The organism is Methylobacterium brachiatum, from assembly GCF_900113845.1.
GTDB classification, from domain to species: Bacteria; Pseudomonadota; Alphaproteobacteria; order Rhizobiales; family Beijerinckiaceae; genus Methylobacterium; species Methylobacterium brachiatum.
In genome coordinates this window covers 165,977-189,127 of sequence record NZ_FOQW01000010.1, presented here as the reverse complement: position 1 = coordinate 189,127, position 23,151 = coordinate 165,977, and the positions used below count along the sequence as shown (strand labels likewise).

General features: G+C 70.8%; 20 protein-coding genes. 13 read left to right on the top strand and 7 right to left on the bottom strand.

The genetic code is table 11. The features are described from left to right. The first annotated feature begins 16 nt into the window (after nt 1-16). The 4 genes from BMZ47_RS15090 (at nt 17) to BMZ47_RS15075 (ending at nt 5,088) form a co-directional block, all read left to right on the top strand. Nucleotides 17-3,391, top strand: coding sequence for a hybrid sensor histidine kinase/response regulator (locus BMZ47_RS15090; RefSeq protein WP_091863240.1), 3,375 nt, complete (start codon nt 17-19; stop codon nt 3,389-3,391). After that, the gene (locus tag BMZ47_RS15085; protein ID WP_091863239.1) at nt 3,384-4,304 is read left to right on the top strand and encodes a response regulator transcription factor; all 921 of its coding nucleotides are present in this window, start codon (nt 3,384-3,386) and stop codon (nt 4,302-4,304) included. The genes BMZ47_RS15090 and BMZ47_RS15085 overlap by 8 nt, the downstream gene beginning before the upstream one ends. A gap of 172 nt (nt 4,305-4,476) precedes the next feature. Further along, entirely contained in the window at nt 4,477-4,689 is a 213-nt protein-coding gene (locus tag BMZ47_RS15080; RefSeq protein WP_082316903.1) for a hypothetical protein, read from the top strand. A gap of 33 nt (nt 4,690-4,722) precedes the next feature. Then, complete coding sequence (locus tag BMZ47_RS15075; RefSeq protein WP_007566376.1) at nt 4,723-5,088, top strand: DUF6894 family protein; 366 nt, start codon at nt 4,723-4,725, stop codon at nt 5,086-5,088. A gap of 7 nt (nt 5,089-5,095) precedes the next feature. On the opposite strand, the gene BMZ47_RS15070 is transcribed toward BMZ47_RS15075, so the two are convergent. Continuing rightward, nucleotides 5,096-5,539: a DUF488 domain-containing protein gene (locus BMZ47_RS15070; RefSeq protein ID WP_039903617.1), complete on the bottom strand. Its 444-nt coding sequence runs from the start codon at nt 5,537-5,539 to the stop codon at nt 5,096-5,098. Nucleotides 5,540-5,741: 202 nt separating this feature from the next. On the opposite strand from BMZ47_RS15070, the gene BMZ47_RS15065 reads away from it, so the two are divergent. Both BMZ47_RS15065 and BMZ47_RS15060 read left to right on the top strand, forming a co-directional pair. Further along, complete coding sequence (locus BMZ47_RS15065) at nt 5,742-6,623, top strand: glycoside hydrolase family 25 protein (RefSeq protein ID WP_091863238.1); 882 nt, start codon at nt 5,742-5,744, stop codon at nt 6,621-6,623. A 136-nt stretch (nt 6,624-6,759) separates the two neighbouring features. After that, nucleotides 6,760-7,572, top strand: coding sequence for a Crp/Fnr family transcriptional regulator (locus BMZ47_RS15060; RefSeq protein ID WP_091863237.1), 813 nt, complete (start codon nt 6,760-6,762; stop codon nt 7,570-7,572). Nucleotides 7,573-7,584: 12 nt separating this feature from the next. On the opposite strand, the gene BMZ47_RS15055 is transcribed toward BMZ47_RS15060, so the two are convergent. After that, a complete protein-coding gene (locus BMZ47_RS15055) occupies nt 7,585-7,971 on the bottom strand; it encodes a VOC family protein (protein WP_091863236.1) in 387 nt (128 codons plus the stop codon). A 205-nt stretch (nt 7,972-8,176) separates the two neighbouring features. Between BMZ47_RS15055 and BMZ47_RS15050 the strand changes: the two genes are divergently transcribed. Both BMZ47_RS15050 and fabI read left to right on the top strand, forming a co-directional pair. After that, nucleotides 8,177-9,115 (top strand): DnaJ C-terminal domain-containing protein, encoded by a 939-nt coding sequence (locus BMZ47_RS15050; protein ID WP_007566381.1) that lies wholly within the window; start codon nt 8,177-8,179, stop codon nt 9,113-9,115. A gap of 126 nt (nt 9,116-9,241) precedes the next feature. Beyond that, nucleotides 9,242-10,066 carry an enoyl-ACP reductase FabI gene (gene fabI, locus BMZ47_RS15045; RefSeq protein ID WP_007566382.1) on the top strand — a complete coding sequence of 275 codons (825 nt, stop codon included), beginning with the start codon at nt 9,242-9,244 and terminating at the stop codon, nt 10,064-10,066. On the opposite strand, the gene BMZ47_RS15040 is transcribed toward fabI, so the two are convergent. After that, nucleotides 10,063-11,217: an AAA family ATPase gene (locus tag BMZ47_RS15040; RefSeq protein WP_091863235.1), complete on the bottom strand. Its 1,155-nt coding sequence runs from the start codon at nt 11,215-11,217 to the stop codon at nt 10,063-10,065. The genes fabI and BMZ47_RS15040 overlap by 4 nt on opposite strands. A 15-nt stretch (nt 11,218-11,232) precedes the next feature. Next, nucleotides 11,233-12,225, bottom strand: coding sequence for a polyphosphate kinase 2 family protein (locus tag BMZ47_RS15035; protein WP_091863234.1), 993 nt, complete (start codon nt 12,223-12,225; stop codon nt 11,233-11,235). 99 nt (nt 12,226-12,324) lie between these two features. Here BMZ47_RS15035 and BMZ47_RS15030 point away from each other — a divergent pair, with 99 nt between their 5' ends. The 4 genes from BMZ47_RS15030 to BMZ47_RS15015 all read left to right on the top strand — a co-directional run bounded on the left by BMZ47_RS15030 (nt 12,325) and on the right by BMZ47_RS15015 (nt 19,023). Further along, the gene (locus tag BMZ47_RS15030) at nt 12,325-12,912 is read left to right on the top strand and encodes a histidine phosphatase family protein (RefSeq protein WP_007566387.1); all 588 of its coding nucleotides are present in this window, start codon (nt 12,325-12,327) and stop codon (nt 12,910-12,912) included. A 194-nt stretch (nt 12,913-13,106) separates the two neighbouring features. Further along, nucleotides 13,107-17,189: a Pls/PosA family non-ribosomal peptide synthetase gene (locus BMZ47_RS15025; RefSeq protein WP_091863233.1), complete on the top strand. Its 4,083-nt coding sequence runs from the start codon at nt 13,107-13,109 to the stop codon at nt 17,187-17,189. A 418-nt stretch (nt 17,190-17,607) separates the two neighbouring features. Further along, entirely contained in the window at nt 17,608-18,756 is a 1,149-nt protein-coding gene (locus BMZ47_RS15020; protein ID WP_091863232.1) for a GGDEF domain-containing protein, read from the top strand. Nucleotides 18,757-18,816: 60 nt separating this feature from the next. Further along, entirely contained in the window at nt 18,817-19,023 is a 207-nt protein-coding gene (locus BMZ47_RS15015; RefSeq protein ID WP_007566394.1) for a SlyX family protein, read from the top strand. Between the two features lie 42 nt (nt 19,024-19,065). On the opposite strand, the gene BMZ47_RS15010 is transcribed toward BMZ47_RS15015, so the two are convergent. Both BMZ47_RS15010 and BMZ47_RS15005 read right to left on the bottom strand, forming a co-directional pair. Further along, nucleotides 19,066-20,499 carry an NAD-dependent succinate-semialdehyde dehydrogenase gene (locus tag BMZ47_RS15010; protein WP_091863231.1) on the bottom strand — a complete coding sequence of 478 codons (1,434 nt, stop codon included), beginning with the start codon at nt 20,497-20,499 and terminating at the stop codon, nt 19,066-19,068. 122 nt (nt 20,500-20,621) lie between these two features. Further along, the gene (locus tag BMZ47_RS15005; protein WP_007566399.1) at nt 20,622-21,410 is read right to left on the bottom strand and encodes a class II glutamine amidotransferase; all 789 of its coding nucleotides are present in this window, start codon (nt 21,408-21,410) and stop codon (nt 20,622-20,624) included. Between the two features lie 321 nt (nt 21,411-21,731). On the opposite strand from BMZ47_RS15005, the gene BMZ47_RS15000 reads away from it, so the two are divergent. After that, nucleotides 21,732-22,124 carry a response regulator gene (locus BMZ47_RS15000; RefSeq protein ID WP_007566401.1) on the top strand — a complete coding sequence of 131 codons (393 nt, stop codon included), beginning with the start codon at nt 21,732-21,734 and terminating at the stop codon, nt 22,122-22,124. Between the two features lie 380 nt (nt 22,125-22,504). On the opposite strand, the gene rpsU is transcribed toward BMZ47_RS15000, so the two are convergent. Continuing rightward, entirely contained in the window at nt 22,505-22,840 is a 336-nt protein-coding gene (gene rpsU, locus BMZ47_RS14995; RefSeq protein ID WP_007566403.1) for a 30S ribosomal protein S21, read from the bottom strand. Between the last annotated feature and the right edge of the window lie 311 nt (nt 22,841-23,151).

Sequence of the window (23,151 nt, the reverse complement as noted above, 5' to 3'; positions counted from 1 at the left end):
GCCGGACCGGGCTGCGATGAGCGGTCCCCAGCGCATCATCCCGATCCGCCGGGACTACAACCGCTTCGTCGCCGACGAGACGCTGGAGGATTACGCCCTCCGCTTCACCGCCAAGAAGGCCCGGCGCTGGTCCGGCTTCCAGGTCGCTCAGACGGCGCTCGGCTCGGTCTCGTTCCTGGCGCTGGAGGCGATCGGCGGGACGCTGGCGCTCACGGCGGGCTTCCCCAACACGCTGGCGGCGGTGCTGGTCGTCGGCCTGATTATCTTCGCCACCGCGGCGCCGATCACGGTCTATGCCGCCCGCTACGGGCTCGACATGGACCTGCTGACCCGGGGCGCCGGGTTCGGCTATCTCGGCTCCACGGTCACGTCGCTGATCTACGCGAGCTTCACCTTCCTGTTCTTCGCCATCGAGGCGGCGATCATGGCGCTGGCGCTGCAGCTCTGCTTCGGGCTGCCGCTCGGCATCGGCTACCTCGTCTGCGCCGCCGCCGTGATCCCGCTGGTGGTCTACGGCATCCGGCTGATCAGCCGATTCCAGATCTGGACGCAGCCGCTCTGGGTGGCCTTGAGCCTGCTGCCGCTGGTCTTCGTGGCGGCCCAGGGCGCCGCGCCGCTTCACGCGCTCGCGGCGTTCCCGGGCCTCGACGGCGGCGGGGCGGCCTTCGACATCGGCCGGTTCGGGCTCGCCACCGGTGTGCTGCTGGCCCTGCTCGCCCAGGTCGGCGAGCAGGTCGATTTCCTGCGCTTCGTCCCCGAGCCGGCGGGCGAATGCGACTGGCGCTGGTGGCTGGCGGTGCTGTCGGGGGGCGCCGGCTGGATCGTGCCCGGCATGCTCAAGATCCTGCTCGGCGCCGGCCTCGCGGTCCTGGCGCTCGGGCACGGCGTCCCGCCCGAGCACGCCGCCGAGCCGACCCGGATGTACGCGGTGGCGTTCGGTTACGTGACCGGGGAGGGCGGCCGGGCGGCGCTCCTGCTCACCGGGCTGTTCGTCCTGGTCTCGCAGCTCAAGATCAACCTGACCAACGCCTATGCCGGCTCGATCGCGTGGTCGAACTTCTTCTCCCGACTGACCCACAGCCATCCGGGCCGGGTGGTCTGGCTGGTGTTCAACGTCGCCATCGCGGTGCTCCTGATGGAGCTCGGCATCGACAAGACCATCGAGAGCACGCTGCCGCTCTACGCCTCCGTGGTCTCGGCGTGGGTCGGGGCGCTGGCCGCGGATCTCGCGGTGAACAAGCCGCTCGGGCTCTCGCCCGAGGGCATCGAGTTCAAGCGCGCGCATCTCTACGCCATCAATCCCGTGGGGACCGGCGCCATGGCGCTGGCGCTCGCCCTCGGCGGCCTCGCCTATGCCGGCCTGCTCGGCCACGCGCTCCAGCCCTTCGCGCCGCTCCTGACCCTGGCCGCAGCCTTCGCGACGGCCCCGGTGATCGCCTGGGCGACGGGCGGCCGCTGGTACCTCGCCCGGATTCCGAAGCGGGATTGGGGGGCGGGCGAGGTCACCTGCCGGGTCTGCGAATTGCCGTTCGAGGGCGAGGACATGGCCCATTGCCCGGCCTACGACGCCCCGATCTGCTCCCTGTGCTGCTCGCTCGACGCCCGCTGCGGCGACCTGTGCAAGCCGCACGGCCGGCTGGAGGCTCAGGCACAGCAGACGCTCGGCCGAATCCTGCCCGGCCGCACCGCCGCCTGGATCGGCGCGCCGCTCGGGCGCTACCTCGCGGTCATGCTGACCCTCTGCGCGGTGATCGGCCTGATCCTCGGGATCGTGCATGCGGGGGCGACCATCGCGCATCCCGAGCATCGGGCGGTCCTGCGCACGGCGCTCACCAGCGTGTTCTTCATCCTGGTGGTGATCCTCGGCGTGGTCGCGTGGCTGTTCGTGCTCGCCCAGGAGAGCCGGCGGGTCGCCCAGGCCGAGACCATGCGCCAGACCGCGCTCTACGAGGCCGAGATCGCCGCCCACAAGCTCACCGACGCCAAGCTGCAGGAGGCCAAGGAGCGGGCCGAGGCCGCCAACCAGGCCAAGAGCCGCTACGTCGTCGGCATCAGCCACGAATTGCGCACGCCGCTCTCCACCGTGCTCGGCTACGCCCAGCTCCTCGAATCCGACCCCGCGATCCCCGCCCAGCGCCTCAACGGAATCCGGGTGATCCGGCGCAGCGCCCAGCACCTGTCCGGCCTGATCGACGGCCTCCTCGACATCTCGCGGATGGAGGCCGGGCGGCTCGAGATCCACCGGGACGAGGTCCGGCTGACCGAGTTCCTCGATCAGCTGGTCGACATGGTCCGGCTCCAGGCCCGGGAGGCGGGCCTCGAATTCCGGTTCTCCCGGCCGGAGATCCTGCCCGCGGTGGTCGCCACCGACGAGAAGCGCCTGCGCCAGGTGCTGCTCAACCTCCTGTCCAACGCGATCAAGTTCACGCCCTCCGGCACGGTCACGCTGGACCTGAGCTATCGCAGCCAGATCGCGATGTTCACGATCCGCGACACCGGCCCGGGCATCCCGGAGGCGGATCTGGCGCGGATCTTCCAGCCGTTCGAGCGGGGCTCGACCCCGGCCGCCCGCAGCACCCCGGGGACGGGGCTCGGGCTCACCATCGCGGACCTGCTGGCGCAACTGCTCGGCGGTGAGATCACCGTGGCGGCGGCGCCCGGCGGCGGCACCCAGGCGCGGCTGCGCCTGATGCTGGCCTCCGTCGCGCAGCCCGCCCCGATCGTGCTGCCGGCCCCGGCCTCCGCGCCGGAGCGGGCCTATGCCGGCGCCCGCCGCACGATCCTGGTGGCCGACGACGACACCGCCCACCGGGCCCTGATGCGGGCGATCCTGGAGCCGCACGGGATCTCCGTGCTCGAGGCCGGCTCGGGGCCGGAATGCCTGGCGGCGGTGGCCCGGGGCGGGATCGACCTGATCCTGCTCGACATCGCCATGCCGGGAATGAGCGGCTGGGCCGCCGCCGCGACGCTCCGGGCGGAGGGGCATACCGGGCCGATCGCCATGATGTCGGCCAATGTCCACGAGATCAGCCCCGTGCGCGGCGACGACGCCCCCCACGACGCGATCTTCGCCAAACCCTTCGACCTGCGCGACGTGCTGGAGCGGATCGGCAAGCTGCTGCACCTCGAATGGACCGACGCGGCGACGCCCGCCCTGCGCGAGCCCGCCCCGGCGCTCGCCGAGATCGGCCATCCCGGGCCCGAGCATGTCGGCGAGTTGCTGCGCCTCGGCCGGATCGGCCATATCCGGGCGATCGAGGCCAAGCTCGCCCAGATGGAGGGCGATTCGACGGTGCCGCCCGCCTTCGTGGCCCAGATGCGCGGGCTGGTGGAGGGCTACGACCTGCGCCGCTACCTCTCGGTCCTGCAAGGACTCGCCCGCCATGGCTGAGGCGCCGACGAACCAGCCGAGCCGCGACGTCGTCCTGGTCGTGGACGATTCGCCCGACACGCTGAGCTTCCTCACCGAGGCGATCGAGCGCTCGGGCGCCACCGTGCTGGTGGCGGTGGGCGGCGACCTCGCCCTGGCGCTCGTCGACGAGATCACCCCGGACGTGATCCTGCTCGACGCGGTGATGCCGGGCATGGACGGGTTCGAGACCTGTCGGCGGCTCAAGGCCAAGCCGCAGCTCGCCGGGGTGCCGGTGATCTTCATGACCGGGCTCAGCGAGACCGAGCATATCGTGAAGGGGCTCAGCGCCGGCGGGATCGACTACGTCACCAAGCCGATCGCCCCGGACGAGATCCTGGCCCGGATCCGCGTGCACCTCGCCAGCGCCCGGGCCGCGCAGAGCGCCCGCGCCGCCCTCGACACCGCCGGGCGCACCCTGTTCGCCGTCTCGGAGGCCGGGGCGGTGCTGTGGTCGACCCCGCAGGCCGGGCGCCTGCTCGCCGGGCTCGGCGCCGACCCGGCCGGCGCCCTCGAACTGCCCGCCCGCGCCCGGGACTGGCTGCGCGGCTGCCTCGCCGGGGCCTCGGCCAACGCGCTGACGCTCACCGGCCCCGACGGCACCGCCTACACGCTCAGCTTCATCGGCCGCACCCCGGACGAGATCCTGCTGCGCCTGTCGCGCGAGGAGGGCTCGGGCGCGGTCGAGCGGCTGCGGGCGCGGCTCCCGGTCACCGGGCGCGAGGCCGAGGTGCTGCTCTGGCTGTCCCGGGGAAAATCGAGCCGCGACATCGGCGAGATCTTAGGGCTGAGCCACCGCACCGTGACCAAGCACCTGGAGGGCATCTACGCCAAGCTCGGCGTCGAGAATCGCACCGCCGCCTCGATCATCGCGGCCCGACACCTGCAGGATTGAGTCGCCGCTCGACTCGCTTGCTGCCGATCCAGAGGACGGCTCGGCGTCCGCGCGCGGGGTGAATCCACGGCCCCGACCGTTGTCCACAGGCATCGCTGCAGCGCGAAACCCGTTGGTAAGCGGCATCCCACCACGGTCCGCGCACAGACGAACCAATTCGGGAACGGATGCGATGATGACCAGCCACCAGCTCGCCGACGAACTGAGGCGGGTCGCCACCACGCAGGTCAGCGACATCACCCGCGCGGTCAAGGAAGGCCAGAAATCGATCGCGCTGAACGAGGTGCGGGACATGGCCCGCCGCCTCAGCCTCCTGGCGGACGCCTTCGATCCGAAATCGGCGACCGAGAAGGCCGAGCCCCAGGACGGCGCCCAGGCTGCCTGACGATTGCTGCCCGATCCGCCCCGGAGCGCCACCATGGTCCGCGCCTACTTCTACATTCGCCTCGACGGCGCCTACCTGGCCGCGCCGACGGCGCAGGACATCGCCGATATGGATGCGGCCCGGGTCGCCGCGCGCACGATCGTCCGGGGGCTGATGCGCCAGCACGGCGGCGACCCGCGCCTGCTCGACGCCGCCCTGGTGATCGCCGACGAGGCCGGCACGACACTCCTGGAGATGTCGTTCCTCGAAGCCCTGTACCTCCCGGTCGAGCCGGTGAACGACCCCAATCGCCGCCGGCCGATCCCGCGGGAATTCGGAGCGCTCCGCACGCCGCGGATGCTGTTCAGCGCCGCCATGGCCCCGATCCGGCGCTTCGCCGCCGGGCGGGCGATGCGCTGAGCCGGCCTCAGCCGAACAGATCGGTCGTCACGAAACCCCGCTCCGCCAGCCGCTCGGCCAGGACGCGCCGGTGGCAGCGGGCGGGATCCCGCTCGAAGCACAGCAGGCAGATCGGGGACGCCTCCGCCAGGGCGGCGAGCTCGTCGAGGGCGACGCCGCCGGCCGCCGTATCGAGCACCTCCTCGCAGTAGATCTTGCGCATCAGCGCCGCATCGTCGGCCCGGGCCGCCTCGCGCCCGGATTTCGGCGTGCCCAGGCTGCGCAGATGCACGTAGCCGAGCCCGGCCTCGACCAGCCCGGTCCCCAGCGCGCCCTTCGAGAAGCCGCGCTTGCGCGAGTTCGCCACCGCCCGCACGTCGGCCAGGACCGAAACGCCCGCCGAGCGCAGCGCATCCGTAAGGCGCTCCGGGTCGAGCCCTTCGTAACCTATGGTGAATAATTGCTTGCTCACGGGACCGTGACGGGACTCGCGTTGCGGGACGGGCACTTAGCCGGATCGCGGGCTGTGCACCAACCGGGGATTGATGCGGTATGTCGCGGCGGCGCAACGCATCCCGGAATTCCGCCGCAAAGATCGCAAAGCTCCGTTAACTGCGTCAGGGCCATCGATTACGCCTGACTTTGGCGCTTCTTCGGTGGCGGGCTGAACACTGATGGTGCGGGATTACAAGCTTTCGCAGGTTCCGTCCGCCGAGCGCGGCCGTTGCGTCGGCCCCCTGAGGGGCGTCCGGCGAATCGCCACCCGGGTGCTGGCCATCGCCGCGCTGGCGGGATTAGCGGCCTGCGCCTCGAGCACGAATTTCTACCCGACCAAGGGCGACGCGAAACCCCATCCGGGCGTGGCCAAGGCCAAGCAGCACCCGATCCAGGGCATCGACATCTCGAAGTGGCAGGGCAACGTCGACTGGGCCTCGGTCCGGGCGGCGGGTACCCAGTTCGCCTTCATCAAGGCGACCGAGGGCGGCGACCACGTCGACGAGCGCTTCCGGACCAACTGGGATGGCGCGGCCCGGGCCGGCGTGCCGCGGGGCGCCTACCATTTCGTGTTCTGGTGCCGCTCCGCCCGGGACCAGATGGAGTGGTTCAAGCGCAACGTCCCGAACGACCCGACGGCCCTGCCGCCGGTGCTCGACGTCGAGTGGAACGGCCACTCGCAGACCTGCCCGAAGAAGCTGCCCAAGGCGCAGGCCCTGGCGATGGTCACCGAGATGCTCGAGGAGATGGAGCGCTACACCGGCAAGCGCCCGATCATCTACACGGACATCACCTTCCACAAGGATGTGCTGGAAGGCGAGCTGCCCGACTACCCGCACTGGTTGCGGTCCACCGCGGCCGAGCCGGAGCAGCGCTTCGTCAACCGCAAGTGGATGCTGTGGCAGTTCACCTCGACCGGGCGCGTCCCTGGGGTGCAGGGCGACGTCGACCGCAACGCCTTCTACGGCACGCCGTCCGACTGGGCCTCGTTCCTGTCGACCGATTGTGATCCTCGCGAGCACCGGCGGCTGTCGGAACAGGGCCTGTGCACCGACAAATAATTGAGCGGGACCGATAGACTTAAGTTGGTTCACGAACACGGGGTGGGATATAAGCGTGTCCGGTTCGCCGGCTCGCAGGCGGGCAACCGGTGAGGATCCTTTCGGGAGCCTCTTGTTCCACGATCCTCATCCCGCAATGCCCGCTGACCGCGCCGCCGCCCCGACCGGCAACCTGCTCCTCGACGCGCTTCGAGGGGCCGACCGCGCGCTGATCGCGCCGCATCTCGAGCCGCTGGCGTTCGACAAGGGCGCGATCGTGTTCGAGGCGGGCTCGGACGTGACGCACATCACCTTCCCGTGCGGGCAGACCGTTGTGGCGCTGATCATCGCCACCCGGGACGGGCGCTGCGCCGAGACCGCCACGATCGGCCGCGAGGGCGCGGTCGGCGGGATCGTCAGCGCGGGCCGGGTGCCGGCCTCAACCGAGGCGATCGTGCAGATCGGCGGCCCGATGCTGCGTCTCGAGACCGACCGGCTGCAGGAGGCCAAGCGCCAATCCACCGAGATCCGCAACCTGTTCGCGCGCTACTCCGACTGCCTCCTGGCCCAGGTGCTGCAGGCGGCGGCCTGCAACGCCCTGCACCCGATCGAGCAGCGCTGCCTGCGCTGGCTGCTGACGCTCCAGGACCGGATCGGGGGCGACACGCTGCCGATCACCCACGAGTTGCTGGCCTCGATGCTTGGCGTCCAGCGCACTTATCTGACGCGGATCCTCAGCACCCTGCAGGACCAGTGCCTGATCCGGGTCGGGCGCGGGCGGATCACCGTGCTCGACCGCCGGGCGATGTCGGCGGCGGCCTGCGAGTGCCATTCCCGCGTGCAGCGGCATTTCAAGACCGTGCTCGGCGCGGTCTACACGGCGGAGGGTCTCGACCGGATCGAGCCGCCGGCCCCGCTCGATGGCGATCCGGAGCCCGCCCTAGCGTTGCGCAGCAGCGCGCACGGCTGAGCCGGGCCGGCGTCAACCGGCCGACCGGCGCTCCAGGATCTCGATCAACGCCCCGTCCGGTCCCTCCACGAAGGCGATCCGCAGGCCCGGGCCGCGCTCGGTGATGCCCGCCCGCACGGTGACGCCGCGGGCCGTGAGATCGGCTAGGGCCGCCGCGATGTCGGCGACGCGCAGGCCGATATGCTCGATGCCCAGGCAGGGCGTCTGCGTGGCGGGGGCGGTCTCGGGCGGGGCCTGCTCGATGAAGACGGTCAGGCCGCCGAGATCGAGCACCATGCGCTGCACCGGGTTGGCGCCGACGCGCTTCACTTCCCTGGCCCCGAAAGTCTCGACGTAGAAGGACGCGGCCTTCACCGCATCGCGGCTGCGCAGATGGACGTGGTCGCAGGCGTACTGCATCGCGTGTCTGTCTCCCGGGGCCCGCTCCCGGCCGGCCCGTCATGGCGTCGCCGACAAAGGGTAGGGGGTCGCGCGTCCCGGGGCGAGATCCGCCGCTTGACGCAGCGCACGAACCCGCAGACTTTCGCCGCCGCGATCGTTGCAGGGATGCAACATCCTTCCCACATCCGGGTGGAAATCCCACACCGCACAGCTCAAGAGACCGATGCGCAATCCCTACGACGTGCTGGGCGTCCCCAAGGGAGCGAGCGAAGCCGATATCAAGAAGGCTTATCGCAAGCTCGCCAAGGACTTCCACCCCGACCGCAACAAGAACGACGTGAAGGCCAAGGACCGGTTCGCGGAGGCGAACTCGGCCTACGAGATCCTGGGCGATTCGGAGAAGCGCAAGCAGTTCGACCGCGGCGAGATCGACGCCGATGGCCGGCCCCGCGCCTCCGGGTTCGAGGGATTCTCGGGCGGGTTCGGCGGCGGCCGGTCGAGCGGCTTCGATTTCGAGAACATGGCCCGCGGCCGACAGGGCGGCATGGGCGGTGGCATGGGCGGCGGCGGGATGGGCGAGGATATCTTCTCGCACATCTTCGGCGAGGCGTTCCGCGCCGGCGGCGCCGGGCCGGGCGGCGCCCGCCAGGCCGCCAAGGGCGACGACGTCGCGGCCGAGCTGTCCGTCAGCCTGGAGCAGGTCGCCAGCGAGGAGAAGCTGCGCCTGGCCCTGCCCACCGGCCGCGAGGTCGACGTGGTGATCCCCCGGGGCGTGGAGGATGGTCAGACCATCCGGCTCCGCGGCCTGGGGCAGAGCGCCGGCCCCCGCGGCGAGCCCGGCGACGCGCTGCTCACCATCCGGGTCCGGCCGCATCCCCGCTTCACCGTCGACGGGGCCGACCTGAAGACCAGCGTCGAGGTGCCGCTGGAGGATGCCGTGCTCGGCGGCACGATCCGGGTGCCGACCCTGACCGGCGCCGTCGAGATGAAGATGCCGCCCATGACCAGCTCGGGCCGCACCTTCCGGTTGCGCGGCAAGGGCCTGCCCAAGAAGGACGGCACCCGCGGCGACCTGCTCGCCACCACGGCGATCACCCTGCCGGAGAGCGAGGATCCGGCGCTCATCGAGTTCGCCCGGAGCCGGCGCGCGAAGGCCGCCTGAGCGCCTGCGTGACAGGCGCGGCCTCTCGGGCCGCGCGGCGGCCCGGTGCGGACTTCCGTCGCCGGTCCGCCTCCGCTAAGGAGACCGCCGGTGCCGCGAGGGGCCGAGAGGTTTCCAGGATCGATCATGGCGGAACACGGGCAGGGCATTCTGGCGGGCAAGCGGGGCCTCGTGCTCGGGGTCGCCAACAACCGCTCGATCGCCTGGGGCATCGCCTCCAGCGCCCGCGCGCACGGGGCCGAACTCGCCTTCACCTACCAGGGTGACGCTCTGCGCAAGCGGGTCGAGCCGCTGGCCAAGGAGCTCGACGCCCACGTCATCGGGCATTGCGACGTGACCGAGGCGGCCACGATCGACGCCGTGTTCGCGGAGGCCGCGCGGGTCTTCCCCGAGGGCATCGACTTCGTCATCCACTGCATCGCCTTCTCGGACAAGGACGAGCTGACCGGCCGCTACCTCGAGACCTCCGAGGAGAACTTCACCAAGTCGCTCCTGGTCTCCTGCTACTCGTTCACCGCGGTGGCCCAGCGCGCCGAGAAGATCATGCGCCCGGGCGGCTCCCTGGTGACGCTGACCTATTACGGCGCCGAGAAATGGATGCCGCATTACAACGTGATGGGCGTGGCCAAGGCGGCGCTCGAAGCCTCGGTGCGCTACCTCGCGGCCGATCTGGGCCCCAAGAACATCCGTGTGAACGCGATCTCGGCCGGCCCGATCAAGACCCTGGCGGCCTCGGGCATCGGTGACTTCCGCTACATTCTGAAGTGGAACGAGTACAACGCCCCGCTGCGCCGGACCGTCACGATCGGCGAGGTCGGCGAGACCGCCGCCTACCTGATCTCCGACATGTCGGCCGGCATGACCGGCGAGATCCTGCACGTGGATGCGGGCTACCACGTCGTCGGCATGAAGAACCCCGAGGCGCCGGACCTGACCCTCGACAAGGATTAGTCGTCTGCGTCGTCAGCGAAATCCCCCGAGAGTCTCAGCCCCTCGATCCAGGTCTCGCCGTCGCGCTTGACCACGACCCGCGGCCGGGCGCCGCCATGGCTCGCGATCCCGTCGGCGAGCCGCCCGGAATGGGTGACCAGCCAGATCTGGGTGCGCTGGGCCGCCCGGGCGATCAGCCGGGCCAGCGGGTCCATCAGGTCGGGATGCAGGCTGGTCTCCGGCTCGTTCAACGCGATGAACGCCGGCAGCCGATAGCCGAGCAGGGCGCCCATCAGGGCGAGGTAGCGCAAGGTCCCGTCCGACAATTCCGGGGGGCCGAAGACCCGGTTCGGAAAATCCGGCACCGTCATCCCGAAACGCGCCTCGCGGCCTGGCACCGGCACCACCAGCCGGGCGCCCGGGAACGCCTCGTCCAGGGCCTCGTCGAGATCCGCCATGTCCTGCCGGATATGGGCCAGGGTGGCGAACAGGGCCGCAAGGTCGGACCCGTCCGAGGCGAGCGTCGGCGTCGTCACCGCGAGGCAGGGGCGGCGCAGGGGTGACTCGGCGTCGGTGCGGAAGGCGTGGTGGAAGCGCCACGCCGTCATGGCGAGACGCACCAGGGCGATCTCGGGGTACAGGGTCGCGTCGAGGAAGGTGCCGAGCGCCGTCTCGGTGGGCAGCAACTCCGTGCCGAGCGAGCGCTTGCGCCCGTCCTCGTCCCGGGCGAAGCCGGTCCGGCCGTCGCGGTCGAGGATGACGGCGGTCCGGCCGCCCGTGCGCACCGACAGGCGCTCGGTCTTGACCTGCGGCTCCTGGGCGAAGGCCGCGCCGGTGGGGATGCCGTTGACCTGCGGCACCAGCCCGATCTCGACCGCGTAGGCGAAGTCCTGCCCGGTCCCGTCCTCGTGCAGGGTGGCGGACAGGCGGACCCGCGCGGCCTCCCCCTGCCGCCGACGCCCGGCCCAGAGCGCCGAATCCATCCCGCCCTCCGCGGCGAGCTCCCGGGTGAGCGTCCCCCGGGCTGCGGCCTGCAGCAATTCGAGGCCGCGATAGAGGTTGGTCTTGCCGGTGCCGTTGCCGCCCACGAACACCGACAGGCCGTCCACCGGGAAGCCGATCCGCCGGAGCGAACGGTAGCCCGAGACCGCGACCTCCCGAACCCCCAGCATGCGGCACACCTTCGTTCAGTCCGGGACCTTCAGGTCGGCGATGCCCTTGGTGGCCTTCGGGAATCGCGGGTCCATCGCCTCCAGCGTATCGGCGATCGTGCGGGCAATCACGTAGTTGCGGAACCACTTGTGGTTGGCCGGCACCACCAGCCACGGCGCGTGCGGGCTCGAGCATTGCGACAGGGCGTCCGAGAAGGCCTGCTGGTAGGCGTCCCAGGATTTCCGTTCGACCAGGTCGGCCGGGTCGAACTTCCAATGCTTCTCCGGGTCGGCGATCCGGGCCTCCAGGCGCTTCTTCTGCTCGTCCTTGGAGATGTGCAGGAAGAACTTGATCACCACCGTGCCGGATTCGGTGAGCAGACGCTCGAAATCGTTGATCAGCCGGTAGCGGCCCTGCCAGACCGCGTCCGGCACGAGGCCCTTCACCCGCACCACGAGGACATCCTCGTAATGGCTGCGGTTGAACACGCCGATCATGCCGCGCCCCGGCGTCTTGGCGTGGTAGCGCCACAGGAAATCGTGATCGAGCTCGTCGCTCGACGGTACCTTGAACGACGACACCGTGCAGCCCTGCGGGTTCACGCCCTTGAGCACGGCCCGGATCGTCCCGTCCTTGCCGCCGGTATCGATCGCCTGGAACACGAGCAGGAGGCTGCGCGCGCGCTCGGCATAGAGCCGCTCCTGCAGCGCGCTGATGCGCTCGCGCTCCTGGCCGAGGGCGTCCTTGGCCCAGAGCTTGTCGAGGCCGCCATCGGCGTCCGCGTCGACCGCCGACAGGTCGATCCGCGTCCCGGGCTCGACCGCCACGATCCCCGGGGCGGCCAGGATCGGGATCTGCCGGTGGCTGCCCAGGGCGGCCGGCACTGTCCCGGCGATCGCGTCCGCCGCCCCGGCCCAGACGGCGGTCGAGGGCGCCCGCGCCCGGGCAGCCTGGTGCCGATCCGGGCCGTCTGTCACGCTCCCGTCCTGCGAGTGGCCGGGAAGATGCTTGCCGTGCTTCTTGGACATGGGCAGGACCGTGTTGAGGGGCTTTGCCGACGAACGCGCAGAACGGTTGGCAAGCCCGGCCGTTCCGGGCGCCTGCGCAGCGACAGGATTTTGAGACGGTTGGCCACGATCTATTTCATCCGCCACGGCCAGACCGCCTGGAATGCCGAAGGCCGCCTGCAGGGCAGTCGCGACATCGACCTCAACCCGCAAGGGGAGGCGCAGGCCGTCGCCGTGGCCGAGCGCCTGGCCGCGGTGGCGGGGCCGGGCCTGGCGGAGGCCGAGTTCCTCGCGAGCCCGCTCAAGCGCACCCGGCGCACCATGGAGATCCTGCGCACCACCCTGGGCCTGCCGCCGGGCGCGTACCGGACGGATCCGCGGCTGCGGGAGATCGGCTTCGGCACCTGGGAGGGCTCGACATGGGCCGAGATCCGCCGCCGGGATCCGGGAGGCGCCTCCGCGCGCGACCGCGAACGCTGGAACCACCGTCCGCCCGGCCTCGGCGGCGAGAGCTACGCCACCCTGGTGGAGCGGGTCGGGCCGGTCCTCGCCGATCTGCAGGGGGATGCCGTGGTGGTGGCCCATGGCGGCGTCGCCCGGGCGGCCCTGGTCGCCCTCGGCCTGCTCGACGTCTACGCCGCGCCCCGCCTCGGCATCCGCCAGGGCGAGGTGCTGGTCCTGGAGCCGACCGGCTGGCGCTGGGCCTGAGCGTCTCGCGCGGGATGCCCGCGGCACGCCCGCGTGCGGTGGAAGACAGCCCGGCGGCCCGTGCGTTTGGTAAGGCGCGCTGAGCCGTCCTTCACCCAGGGTTCAAAGCCGCCTCGATAACGGCATGATCGACTGGCTATAGGGCGGTCGCCACGGTATGCGCCGACCTGTTCGGTCGGCCAGCGGAGCAGCGGATGAGCGACCTCGCCGAGAAGACCCGGTCCGGACCGGCTGCCGAGGCGCGTGAGCGTCCGGCGGACGGGGCGGCCGTGCTGCGCGGCGCGCACCGCCCCGACCTGATCCGCGACGAGGTGCTGGCCGAGATCTTTCTCACCTCGGCGCGTGCCCGGCCGGAGCATCCCTGCCTGATCGACGGTGCGCGCGTGATCGCGGGCGGCGTCCACCCCAGCCTGACCTATGCCGAGGTCGCCGCCCGCGCCGGGCGGATCGCCGCCGGCCTCGCCCATCGCGGTATCGGCCCCGGCGACATCGTCGGCCTCTGGATGGCCCGCGGTCCCGACCTTCTCGTCGCCCAGATCGGCATCACCCTGTCGGGCGCCGCCTGGCTCCCGTTCGACGCCGAGGCGCCGGCCGACCGGGTCGGGGTCTGTCTGACGGATGCCGCCGCCAAGGCGCTGCTGGTCTCGCCGGCGCTCGCCGCCGCCGCGCCCGACGCGGCGCCGGCCCTGACCCCGGCCGATCTCGATGCCGCGACGCCCGTGGATGCGGCGGTGCCGGATGCCCGCGCCGCCGGCCTGACGCCGGAGCATCCCGCCTACCTGATCTACACCTCGGGCTCGACCGGCGTGCCCAAGGGCATCGTCATCAGCCACGCCAACATCTGCCACTTCCTCCGGTCGGGGAACGCGCTCTACGGCATGCGCGCCGACGACATCGTGTTCCAGGGCGCCTCGGTCGCCTTCGACCTGTCGATGGAGGAGATCTGGGTCCCGTATCTCGTCGGCGCGACGTTGTTCGTGGCGAGCCCGGCCATGATGGGCGACGTCGAATCCCTGCCGGGCATCCTGGAGGCCGAGCGGATCACGGTGCTCGACACCGTGCCGACCCTGCTGGCGATGATCTCCGGCGACCTGCCAACCGTGCGCCTGGTCCTGCTCGGTGGAGAGGCCTTGCCCGAGCCGCTGGTCGCCCGCTGGGCCACTGGCTCGCGCCAGTTGTTCAACACCTACGGGCCCACCGAGGCGACCGTGGTCGCCACCGCGGCCGAGATGCGCCCGGGCGAGCCGGTGACCATCGGCGGCCCGATCCCGAATTACTCGGTCTATGTCGCGGGCGAGGATCTGAGCCTGCTCGGCCGCGACCAGCAGGGCGAGTTGCTGATCGGCGGCCCCGGCGTCGCCCGGGGCTACCTGGCGCGGGCCGAGCTGACCGCCGAAAAATTCATCGCCAACCCGTTCGCCTCGGACGGGACCGACCCGATCCTCTACCGCTCGGGCGATGCGGTCTCGCTCGATGCCGCCGGGCGGATCCTGTTCCACGGCCGCATCGACGACCAGGTGAAGATCCGCGGCTTCCGGGTCGAGCTTGGCGAGATCGAGGCGCGGATCCGCAGCGTGCCCGACATCAACCAGGCTGCCGTGGTGCTGCGCCAGGACGACGGCGTCGACCGGCTCGTCGCCTTCCTGATCCCCGAGCGCGGCCGGACCGTGGACACCGCCACCTTACGCCGGACGCTCGCCGGCCAGATGCCGCCCTACATGGTGCCCGGCCATTTCGAGCTGGCCGAGACCCTGCCGCGCCTGACCTCCGGCAAGGTCGACCGCAAGGCGCTGAAGATCGCCCCGCTCACGGTCGTGTCGGCCGACGGCGAGCAGGAACCCCCGGCCAACGAGACCGAGGCGGCGCTGGTCGCCGCGGCCAAGCAGGTCTTCGGCAACCAGCCGATCCCGCTGGAGGGCGATTTCTTCGCCGATCTCGGCGGGCACTCGCTGCTGGCCGCCCGCTTCGTCTCGGCGGTGCGCGAGGCCCCGGCGCTCGCCGGCATCACCCTGCCGGACGTCTACGCCCTGCGCACCATGCGGGCGATGGCCGACGCGCTGATCGCCCGCACCGGCGGCATGGGCGCGGCGGCCTCGGTCCGTGACCTGAGCTTCGAACCGCCGCCGTTGCTGCGGCGGGCCCTGTGCGGGCTGGCCCAGGCCGTCGCGCTGCCCTTCGTCATCGCGCTGGCCACCGCGCAGTGGCTCGGCATGTTCGTGACCTACCTGCTGCTCACCGGCGGCGGCCTCAGCTTCTTCGCCGAACTGGGCGTGCTGCTCCTCGTCTACATCGCGATCAACGGCGTGACCGCGGTGGTCGCGGTGGCGGGCAAGTGGCTGGTTCTCGGCAAGACCAAGCCCGGCCGCTACCCGCTCTGGGGCGCCTATTACTACCGCTGGTGGCTGGCGCAGCGCCTGGCACCCCTGGTCCACGTGAAGTGGCTCCAGGGCTCGCCAGCGATCTCGGTCTATCTGCGGCTGATGGGGGCCAAGGTCGGCCGCGACGCGCTGATCTCCGACATCGAGATCGGCGCCCCCGACCTGCTCACCATCGGCGACGGCGCGTCGCTCGGCGGCCGGCTGGTCATCGCCAATGCCGAGATCGTCGGCAACGAGCTGGTGATCGGCTCCGTCGAGATCGGCGCGGATGCCGCGATCGGCACCTCCTGCGTGCTCAGCCACGACACGGTGATCGGCGCGCAGGCCGAGATCGCCGACCTCACCACGATCCCGACCGGCACCCGGGTCGGCCCGGCCGAGATCTGGGACGGCTCGCCCGGCCGCAAGGTCGGCCTGGCGAACCCGGCCGAGCTGCCGGCGGCGGCCGAGGCCTCCTTCCCGCGCCGCGCCGCCTTCGCGGCGGCCTATATCGTGCTGCTCGGCGCGATCCCGGCGGTCGGCCTGCTGCCGATCTTCCCGGCCTTCTTCATCTTCGACCAGATCTCGGATTCGCTCTCCGACATCACCGATGTCGACTACCACTGGTACCTGCCGATCCTCACCTGGCCGACCGCCATGCTGATGACCGCCGGCACGGTGCTGCTGATCGCCGGCATCCGCTGGATCGTGCTGCCGCGGACCCGCTCGGGCACCTACTCGGTCCACTCGCTGTTCTACCTGCGCAAGTGGTCGCTGGCGCTCGCCGTCGAGGTGACGCTGGAGACGCTCTCGTCGCTGTTCGCCACGGTCTACATGCGCGCCTGGTACCGGCTGATGGGCGCCAATATGGGCCACGGCGCCGAGATCTCGACCAACCTCGCCGGCCGTTACGACCTGGCCGAGGTCGGCGCGAAGAACTTCATCGCTGACGAGGTCGTGTACGGCGAGGAGGAGATCCGCCGCGGCTGGATGCATCTCGAGCCGGTGCGCACCGGGGCGCGGGTCTTCGTCGGCAACGATGCCGTGGTCCCGCCCGGCGCCGTCATCCCGGACGACGTGCTGATCGGCATCAAGTCGAAGCCGCCGGCCAACGACGCGATGAGCCCCGGCGAGACCTGGTTCGGCTCGCCGCCGATCCGGCTGCCCGCCCGCCAGAAGGTCGATCTCGGATCGAACGCCCAGACCTACGAGCCCGGGATGTGGCCGAAGATCCGGCGCGGCGTGTTCGAGGCGTTCGCGACCTCGTTCTCGCCGATGCTCTACATCACCCTGGCGATCACCGTGATCGACTGGTACTTCTACCCGGCGATCCTGGAGAAGGACTGGACCGGGCTGGCCGTCAGCTTCGTCACGGCCAGCGTCTGCATCGCGCTGATCCAGTCCGCCGCAGTCATCGCGATGAAGTGGCTGCTGATGGGCGTCTACAAGCCGGGCATGCAGCCGATGTGGTCCTGGTGGGCGATGCGCACCGAGGCGATCGCGGTGGCCTATTGGGGCCTCGCCGGCAAGGTGCTGCTCGAGCACCTGCAGGGCACGCCGTTCCTGCCCTGGGCCCTGCGCCTGTTCGGCGTGAAGGTCGGCAAGGGCGTGTGCATGCTCACCACCGACATCACCGAGTTCGACTGCGTGTCGATCGGCGACTACGCCACGATCAACCGCGTCTCCGCGCTGCAGACCCACCTGTACGAGGACCGGATCATGAAGATCGGCCGCGTCGTGGTCGGCCGCGGCGTATCGGTCGGGTCGTTCGCGACGGTCCTGTACGACACCAAGGTCGGCGACTACGCGCGCCTGCGCCCGCTCACCATCGTGATGAAGGGCGAGTCGATCCCCGCCAACACCGAGTGGGAAGGCGCCCCGGCGGTGCCGGTGATCCACGCGGCACGCGACTTGGGATAGTGTGTCTCGGCATTGTCCCCACCCGCGCCCTCATCGTGACGTGCCCTCCGATCGCCGGGCGCCTCAGGATAGGGGCGCCGGCTCGGAGGGGGCACCGGGCAAGACCAGGCGATCCCTCGTCGTGGACCGCGACCGGCCCCCAGGAGGGCGGGCCTCGCGCCCGTTCGGTGGCGTCCAGTACTGCGCAGCATCCATGGCGCATCGGGCCTGAAGAGGCACAGCCGCTCAAGGTCTGGGCGGCCGGACCAGCCTGAGGCGTCCCGCGACATCACAACCGAAGGTTGCTATCGCGCTGAAGTGTAAGCATCGGCGCGGTATTTTCGTCGCGCCGGTGCGAAATGAGCCGGAACGTGCGTTGAGGTCCGGCCAATATCAGATGGCTCGTGCTATCGTTCGAGTCGGAGACTGATAGAACGCCGTGCATCTCGATCCAGCCACCCTGCTGATCGTTAGTTCCGTGATGACCTTGCTGGTCGGCACGCTGTTCGTTCTGTCGTGGCGGCAGGCGCCGGCGTCGCGCGCCCTGGCGCTGTGGGGCGCCGCGCATATTCTCGGTGCCGTCGGCTCCGCCGGCCTCGCCCTGCGCGGCCAGATCCCCGACCTCGTATCGATCGCGCTGTCCAACGCCGTCGTGCTGGCGGCCTATGGGCTGATCTGGAGCGGCGTCCGCTCGTTCGAGGGGCGACCGATCCGGATCGGCCTGGCGCTCGCGGGGGCCGCCATTTGGTGCGTGCTCTGCCTGGTGCCGGCCTTCTACGGATCGATGGAGGCCCGGATCGTGTACGCGTCCGCGGTGGCGGCCCTCTATTCCGCCGATTCGGCCCGCGCGTTCTGGCGCGGCCGCGACGAGCGCCTCGCGTCGCGGGTGGCGGCCGTGACCACGCTGGGGCTGCACGCCACCTTCTACCTTGTGCGCATCCCGTCGACGCTTCTGGCGCCGCCGCCGCCGAAGCTGAACCCGTTGACCTCGCCCTGGGTGGCGATCCTGTGCTTCGTCACGCTGCTGTTCTCGATCGCCCTGGCCTTCACCTGCATGGCCCTGGTCAAGGAGCGGGCCGAGCGCGAGCAGCGCCTCGCCGCGGCGACGGACCCGCTCACGGGAATCCCCAACCGGCGGGCCTTCGCCGAGGCCGCGGCGGCGGCCCTCGCCACGCGCCGGGACGTGGCCCTGCTGCTGTTCGACCTCGACCGGTTCAAGGCGGTCAACGATGTCCACGGCCACGCGGTCGGCGACGCCGTGCTGGTCGGGTTCTGCACCATGGCCGCTTCCCTGCTTCCCCGGGAGGCGGTGCTCGGCCGGCTGGGCGGCGAGGAATTCGCCTGCCTGCTGCCCGACGTCTCCCCGGCCGAGGCCCTGGCGCGGGCCGAGGAACTGCGCCGGACCTTCGCGAGCCTGTCGGTCTCGGAACTGCCGGACCTGCAGGTCAGCGTCAGCATCGGGATCGCGCAGGCCCGCGACGGGGTCGATTACGAGGCGCTGATGCGTCGGGCCGATGCCGCGCTCTACGTCGCCAAACATGGCGGGCGCGACCGGGTCGCGGTGGCGGAGCGGGTGCAGGCGGCGTAAGCCGGCGCGGTCGGAAACCGGCCGCGGATGCGGTATCGCGGGCCGGATTGGAGACCGGCCATGGACGAGCCCACCCGCATCGATCGCCTGGAGATGCGCCTCACCGAGCAGGACTCGGTCATCGAGGATCTGAACCGCACCGTCACGGAGCAGTGGCGGGTGATCGACCGGCTGGTCCGCCAGGTCGCGGCGCTGCGGGATCAGGTCGAGGAGGCGGCGGCCCGGTCCGCGCCGCGTGGGCCGGAACCGCCGCCGCCGCATTACTGACGGATGTCGGCGCGCCACTTGCGGCGACGCGCCGGGTCGGGATCAGAAGTTGGCCTGCGTGACGAACTTGGTCACCAGATAGGCGTCGAGCGCTTCCGAGCCGCCCTCGCTGCCGTAGCCGGATTCCTTGACGCCGCCGAAGGGCGTCTCCGGCACCGCGAGGCCGTGGTGGTTGATCGAGATCATCCCGCTCTCCACCGTGTTCGCCACCCGCGCGGCCCGCTCGGCCGAGCGGGTATAGGCGTAGGCCGCGAGCCCGTAGGGCAGGCGGTTGGCCTCGGTGAGCGCCTCCTCGTCCTCCGAGAACCGGTTGATCATGGCCACCGGGCCGAACGGCTCCTCGTTCATCATCCGGGCGGTCAGCGGCACCTCGGTGAAGACCGTCGGCTCGAAGAAGTTGCCGCGGTTGCCGATGCGCTTGCCGCCGGCCCGCAGCGACGCCCCGGCCGATTCGGCATCGGCGGTGAGCGCCTCGATCGCCTCCAGGCGACGCCCGTGGATCAGCGGGCCCATCTTGGTATCGGGGTCGAGGCCATCGCCGACCTTCAGGCTCTTGGCGTGGCTGGTGAAGCCCTCGACGAACCGGTCGAACACCGAATCGTGGACCAGGAACCGGGTCGGCGAGACGCAGACCTGACCGGCATTGCGGAACTTCGACGGGGCGAGGACCGAGACGGCCTTCTCCACGTCGGCATCGCCGAACACGATCACCGGGGCGTGGCCGCCGAGCTCCATCGTGGCGCGCTTCATGTGCTCGCCGGCCAGCGCCGCGAGCTTCTTGCCGATCACCGTCGAGCCGGTGAACGAGATCTTGCGGATCACCGGGTGCGGGATCAGGTAGGCCGAGATCGTCCCCGGGTCGCCGTAGACTAGCGACAGGGCGTCGCCCGGGATGCCGGCATCCAGGAAGGCGCGGACCAGGGCGGCGCAGCTCGCCGGCGTGTCCTCGGGCCCCTTGAGGATCACCGTGCAGCCGGTGCAGAGCGCCGCCGAGATCTTGCGGACCGCCTGGTTGATCGGGAAGTTCCAGGGGGTGAAGCAGGCCACGGGGCCGACGGGCTCGCGCACCACCGCCTGCAGCACGCCGTCGGCGCGGGCCGGGATGACGCGGCCGTAGGCGCGCTTACCCTCCTCAGCGAACCAGTCGATGATGTCGGCGGCCGCCAGGGTCTCGACCCGCGACTCGGCCAGCGGCTTGCCCTGCTCCTGGGTCATGATGCGGGCGATCTCGTCGGCGCGGCTGCGCAGCAGGTCGGCGGCCTTGCGCATCAGCTTGCCGCGCTCGAAGGCCGACACCTTCCGCCAGGCCGGGAAGGCACGGGCGGCCGCGGCCAGGGCCTCGTCGAGATCCGCCGTGGTGGCGACGGCGCATTGGCCGATCGTCTCGCCCGTGGCCGGATTCAGGACGCCCAGGGTCTCCCGGTCGGCGCCCGCGCGCCAGCGTCCGGCAATGTGAAGCTCGGTATCCGGATACATCGGTCAATTCCCGCCCGGCCGCATGCTCGGCCGTGGCCGACATGTGGCAACGTGGCGCGGATCGACAATCCCGCTCGCGGCATGGCTGAGGTCGGATCGGAGCGTTCGCCGCCGAAACCCGGTCAGGCGGCGCGGGAGCGGATGGCCTCGGGGCCCGAGACGATGGTGGCGCTGCCGTGCCGGGCCCGGAGGGTGCCGCCCTTCGGGACGACCTGCCAGCCTTCGCGGCAGCCGTCGATCGGCTCGGACACGACGACGATCCCGCCCGGGCCATCGCGGAAATACAGGCTCGGCGGCCGGCCGTCGCAGGCCCAGCGATAGGCGGTCAGCGTCTCGCCGTCGGTGAGCAGGGCGGTGAAGCGCAGCGGCTCCGAGACGCCCGCCTCCTTCATCAGGCCGCGGACCGTCTCCAGGGTGCGGGCCATGGCGCCGACCGGGTCCTGCTCGAGCCCGTTGGCCAGAGCCAGCAGGAAGATCGCCTCGGAATCGGTGCTGCCGCGCCGGTGATCGTAGAACGTGTCCGGAATCAGGGCCTCGAGCCGCCGCTTGATGCGGTGATAGCCGCCGATCTGGCCGTTATGCATGAACAGGTGCCGCCCGTAGACGAACGGATGGCAATTCGCCCGGGCCGTGGCGGTGCCGGTCGAAGCGCGGACATGGGCGAAGAAGGTCCGCGCACGCACCTGGCCGCACAGGTTGGTCAGGTTCTCGTCCGACCAGGCCGGGGAGATGTCGCGATAGACGCCGGGCTCCGGGCGCTCGCCGTACCAGCCGATGCCGAACCCGTCGCCGTTGGTCTCGGTCTTCCCCTCGTCGGCGTGCAGGGATTGGTGCACCAGCGAATGCGTCGGCGCGCAGACCAGGTCCGAGAGAAAGACCGGCTCACCGCTATAGGCGAGGAAACGGCACATGTCGGACGTCGATCCTTCTGTGGTCCGTGCGCGATCCGCTGAAGGTCACCCCCGGAACGGAACGGGTGCCCGCGAATGAGATTAACAGTCGGTCCACACGGGTGAACAGTTTCTTAACCGCGCCCCAGCTGCGCCATTTTCGGGCGATCCGAGCAAAAATGGCGCCGCTTGATCGCGGAGCGGGCAAGAACGGCTCGACCACGGGGACACTTGTGAGCCGGCTCCTCGCAGGTCACCATGGCCGAATCGGGGAATCAGCGGTCCATCAATGAGGCCGCGACCCGTCGAGGGGGCGAACGCAAACCAGAACAGGAGATTTACATGGATCGCGCACAGCCCGAGTGTTCCGCCCCCGTGGCCCTTGTCGTGGAGGACGACGCGGCGGTGCGCGACCTCGCGACCGCGGTCCTGGAAGAGAGCGATCTCGGCGTGATTGCCTGCGAGAGCGCCGAGGCCGCGCTCTCGGTGCTGGAGCGGTCCGACGTCACCGTGGCGCTGCTGTTCGCCGATATCCGCCTGCCGGGCGCCATGGACGGCGTGTCGCTCGCGCAGGCGGTCGAGCGCCGCTGGCCGGACGTGCGCGTGGTCGTCACCTCCGGGGCGAGCCGCGACGAACGCCTGCCCAACCAGGCGGTCTACATGCAGAAGCCCTGGCGGGCGCTCGACGTGCTGGTCCAGGCCGAGCACGCCACGATGGCCGCCAAGGCGGCCTGAAACGGGGGTGCGGCGCGCCTCCTCCCGATGAGGGGAGGGGGCCGCGTATCCGGGCTCCGCGGAGGCTCTGTCCCGGCGCAGATGCGCGAGCTGCGATTCTGCTCAGCCGCACACGATGGTTGCCGGCAGTGGGTTGCAGCCTCTTCTGCCGTCATTGCGAGCGCAGCGAAGCAACCCAGGGAACGCCACGTTCGGGAAGGGCGCGCAGCCCTGGGTTGCTTCGCTGCGCTCGCAATGACGGAGCTTGACAACGGACGGGAGGGTTACGGGTATCCGCAGCTGCGGCCGCGCCCGGAACTCTCACGCTCCAAGCGATGATCGAACGCAAAAAGCCCGGCCGCTCGCGCGGTCCGGGCTCCTGCCGTTCGGGGACGAACGTCTTAGGCGACGGGCGCCGGGTTCACCGGAACCTGGCCGGCGGCGTTGCCGCCCTGCGGGCCGGCGGCAGACGGCGACGGGAAGCCGGGGCGGCGGCTGCCGGCCGGGAAACGGGGCTTCGGCTTCGGAGCGGCGATCAGACCCTCGCGGATCGCGGTCTTGCGCGCCTGCTTGCGGGCGCGGCGGACGGCTTCCGCCTTCTCGCGCGCCTTGCGGACGGACGGCTTCTCATAAGCCTTGCGCTGCTTCATCTCACGGAAGATGCCTTCACGCTGCATCTTCTTCTTGAGGACGCGGAGCGCCTGATCGACGTTGTTATCGCGAACGAGTACCTGCAACGGACTTGATCCTCTGGACCTGGATTTGGGGCTCGCGCAGCCCGCCGCCGATCTGGAAACCGGCAACGTCCCTCGCCCGGGAGAACCCGGGAGGGACGGGAACGTCGGTTTCCGAATCGGCGTGGAGCCCACGCCTTGGCGCGCCTTCTACACCAAGCGCGAACCAGTTCCAACATCTTCGCGGCAGCGATCTTCGCCGTGGCGGTCTCGAAACCCCTGGCGGCGAGTCGGATACCGGTTCCACGCGCACCAGCCCTGCTCCGCCTCGATTTGGCGCCGAGCCCGATTGCAACGCGATCGGACGCGGATCT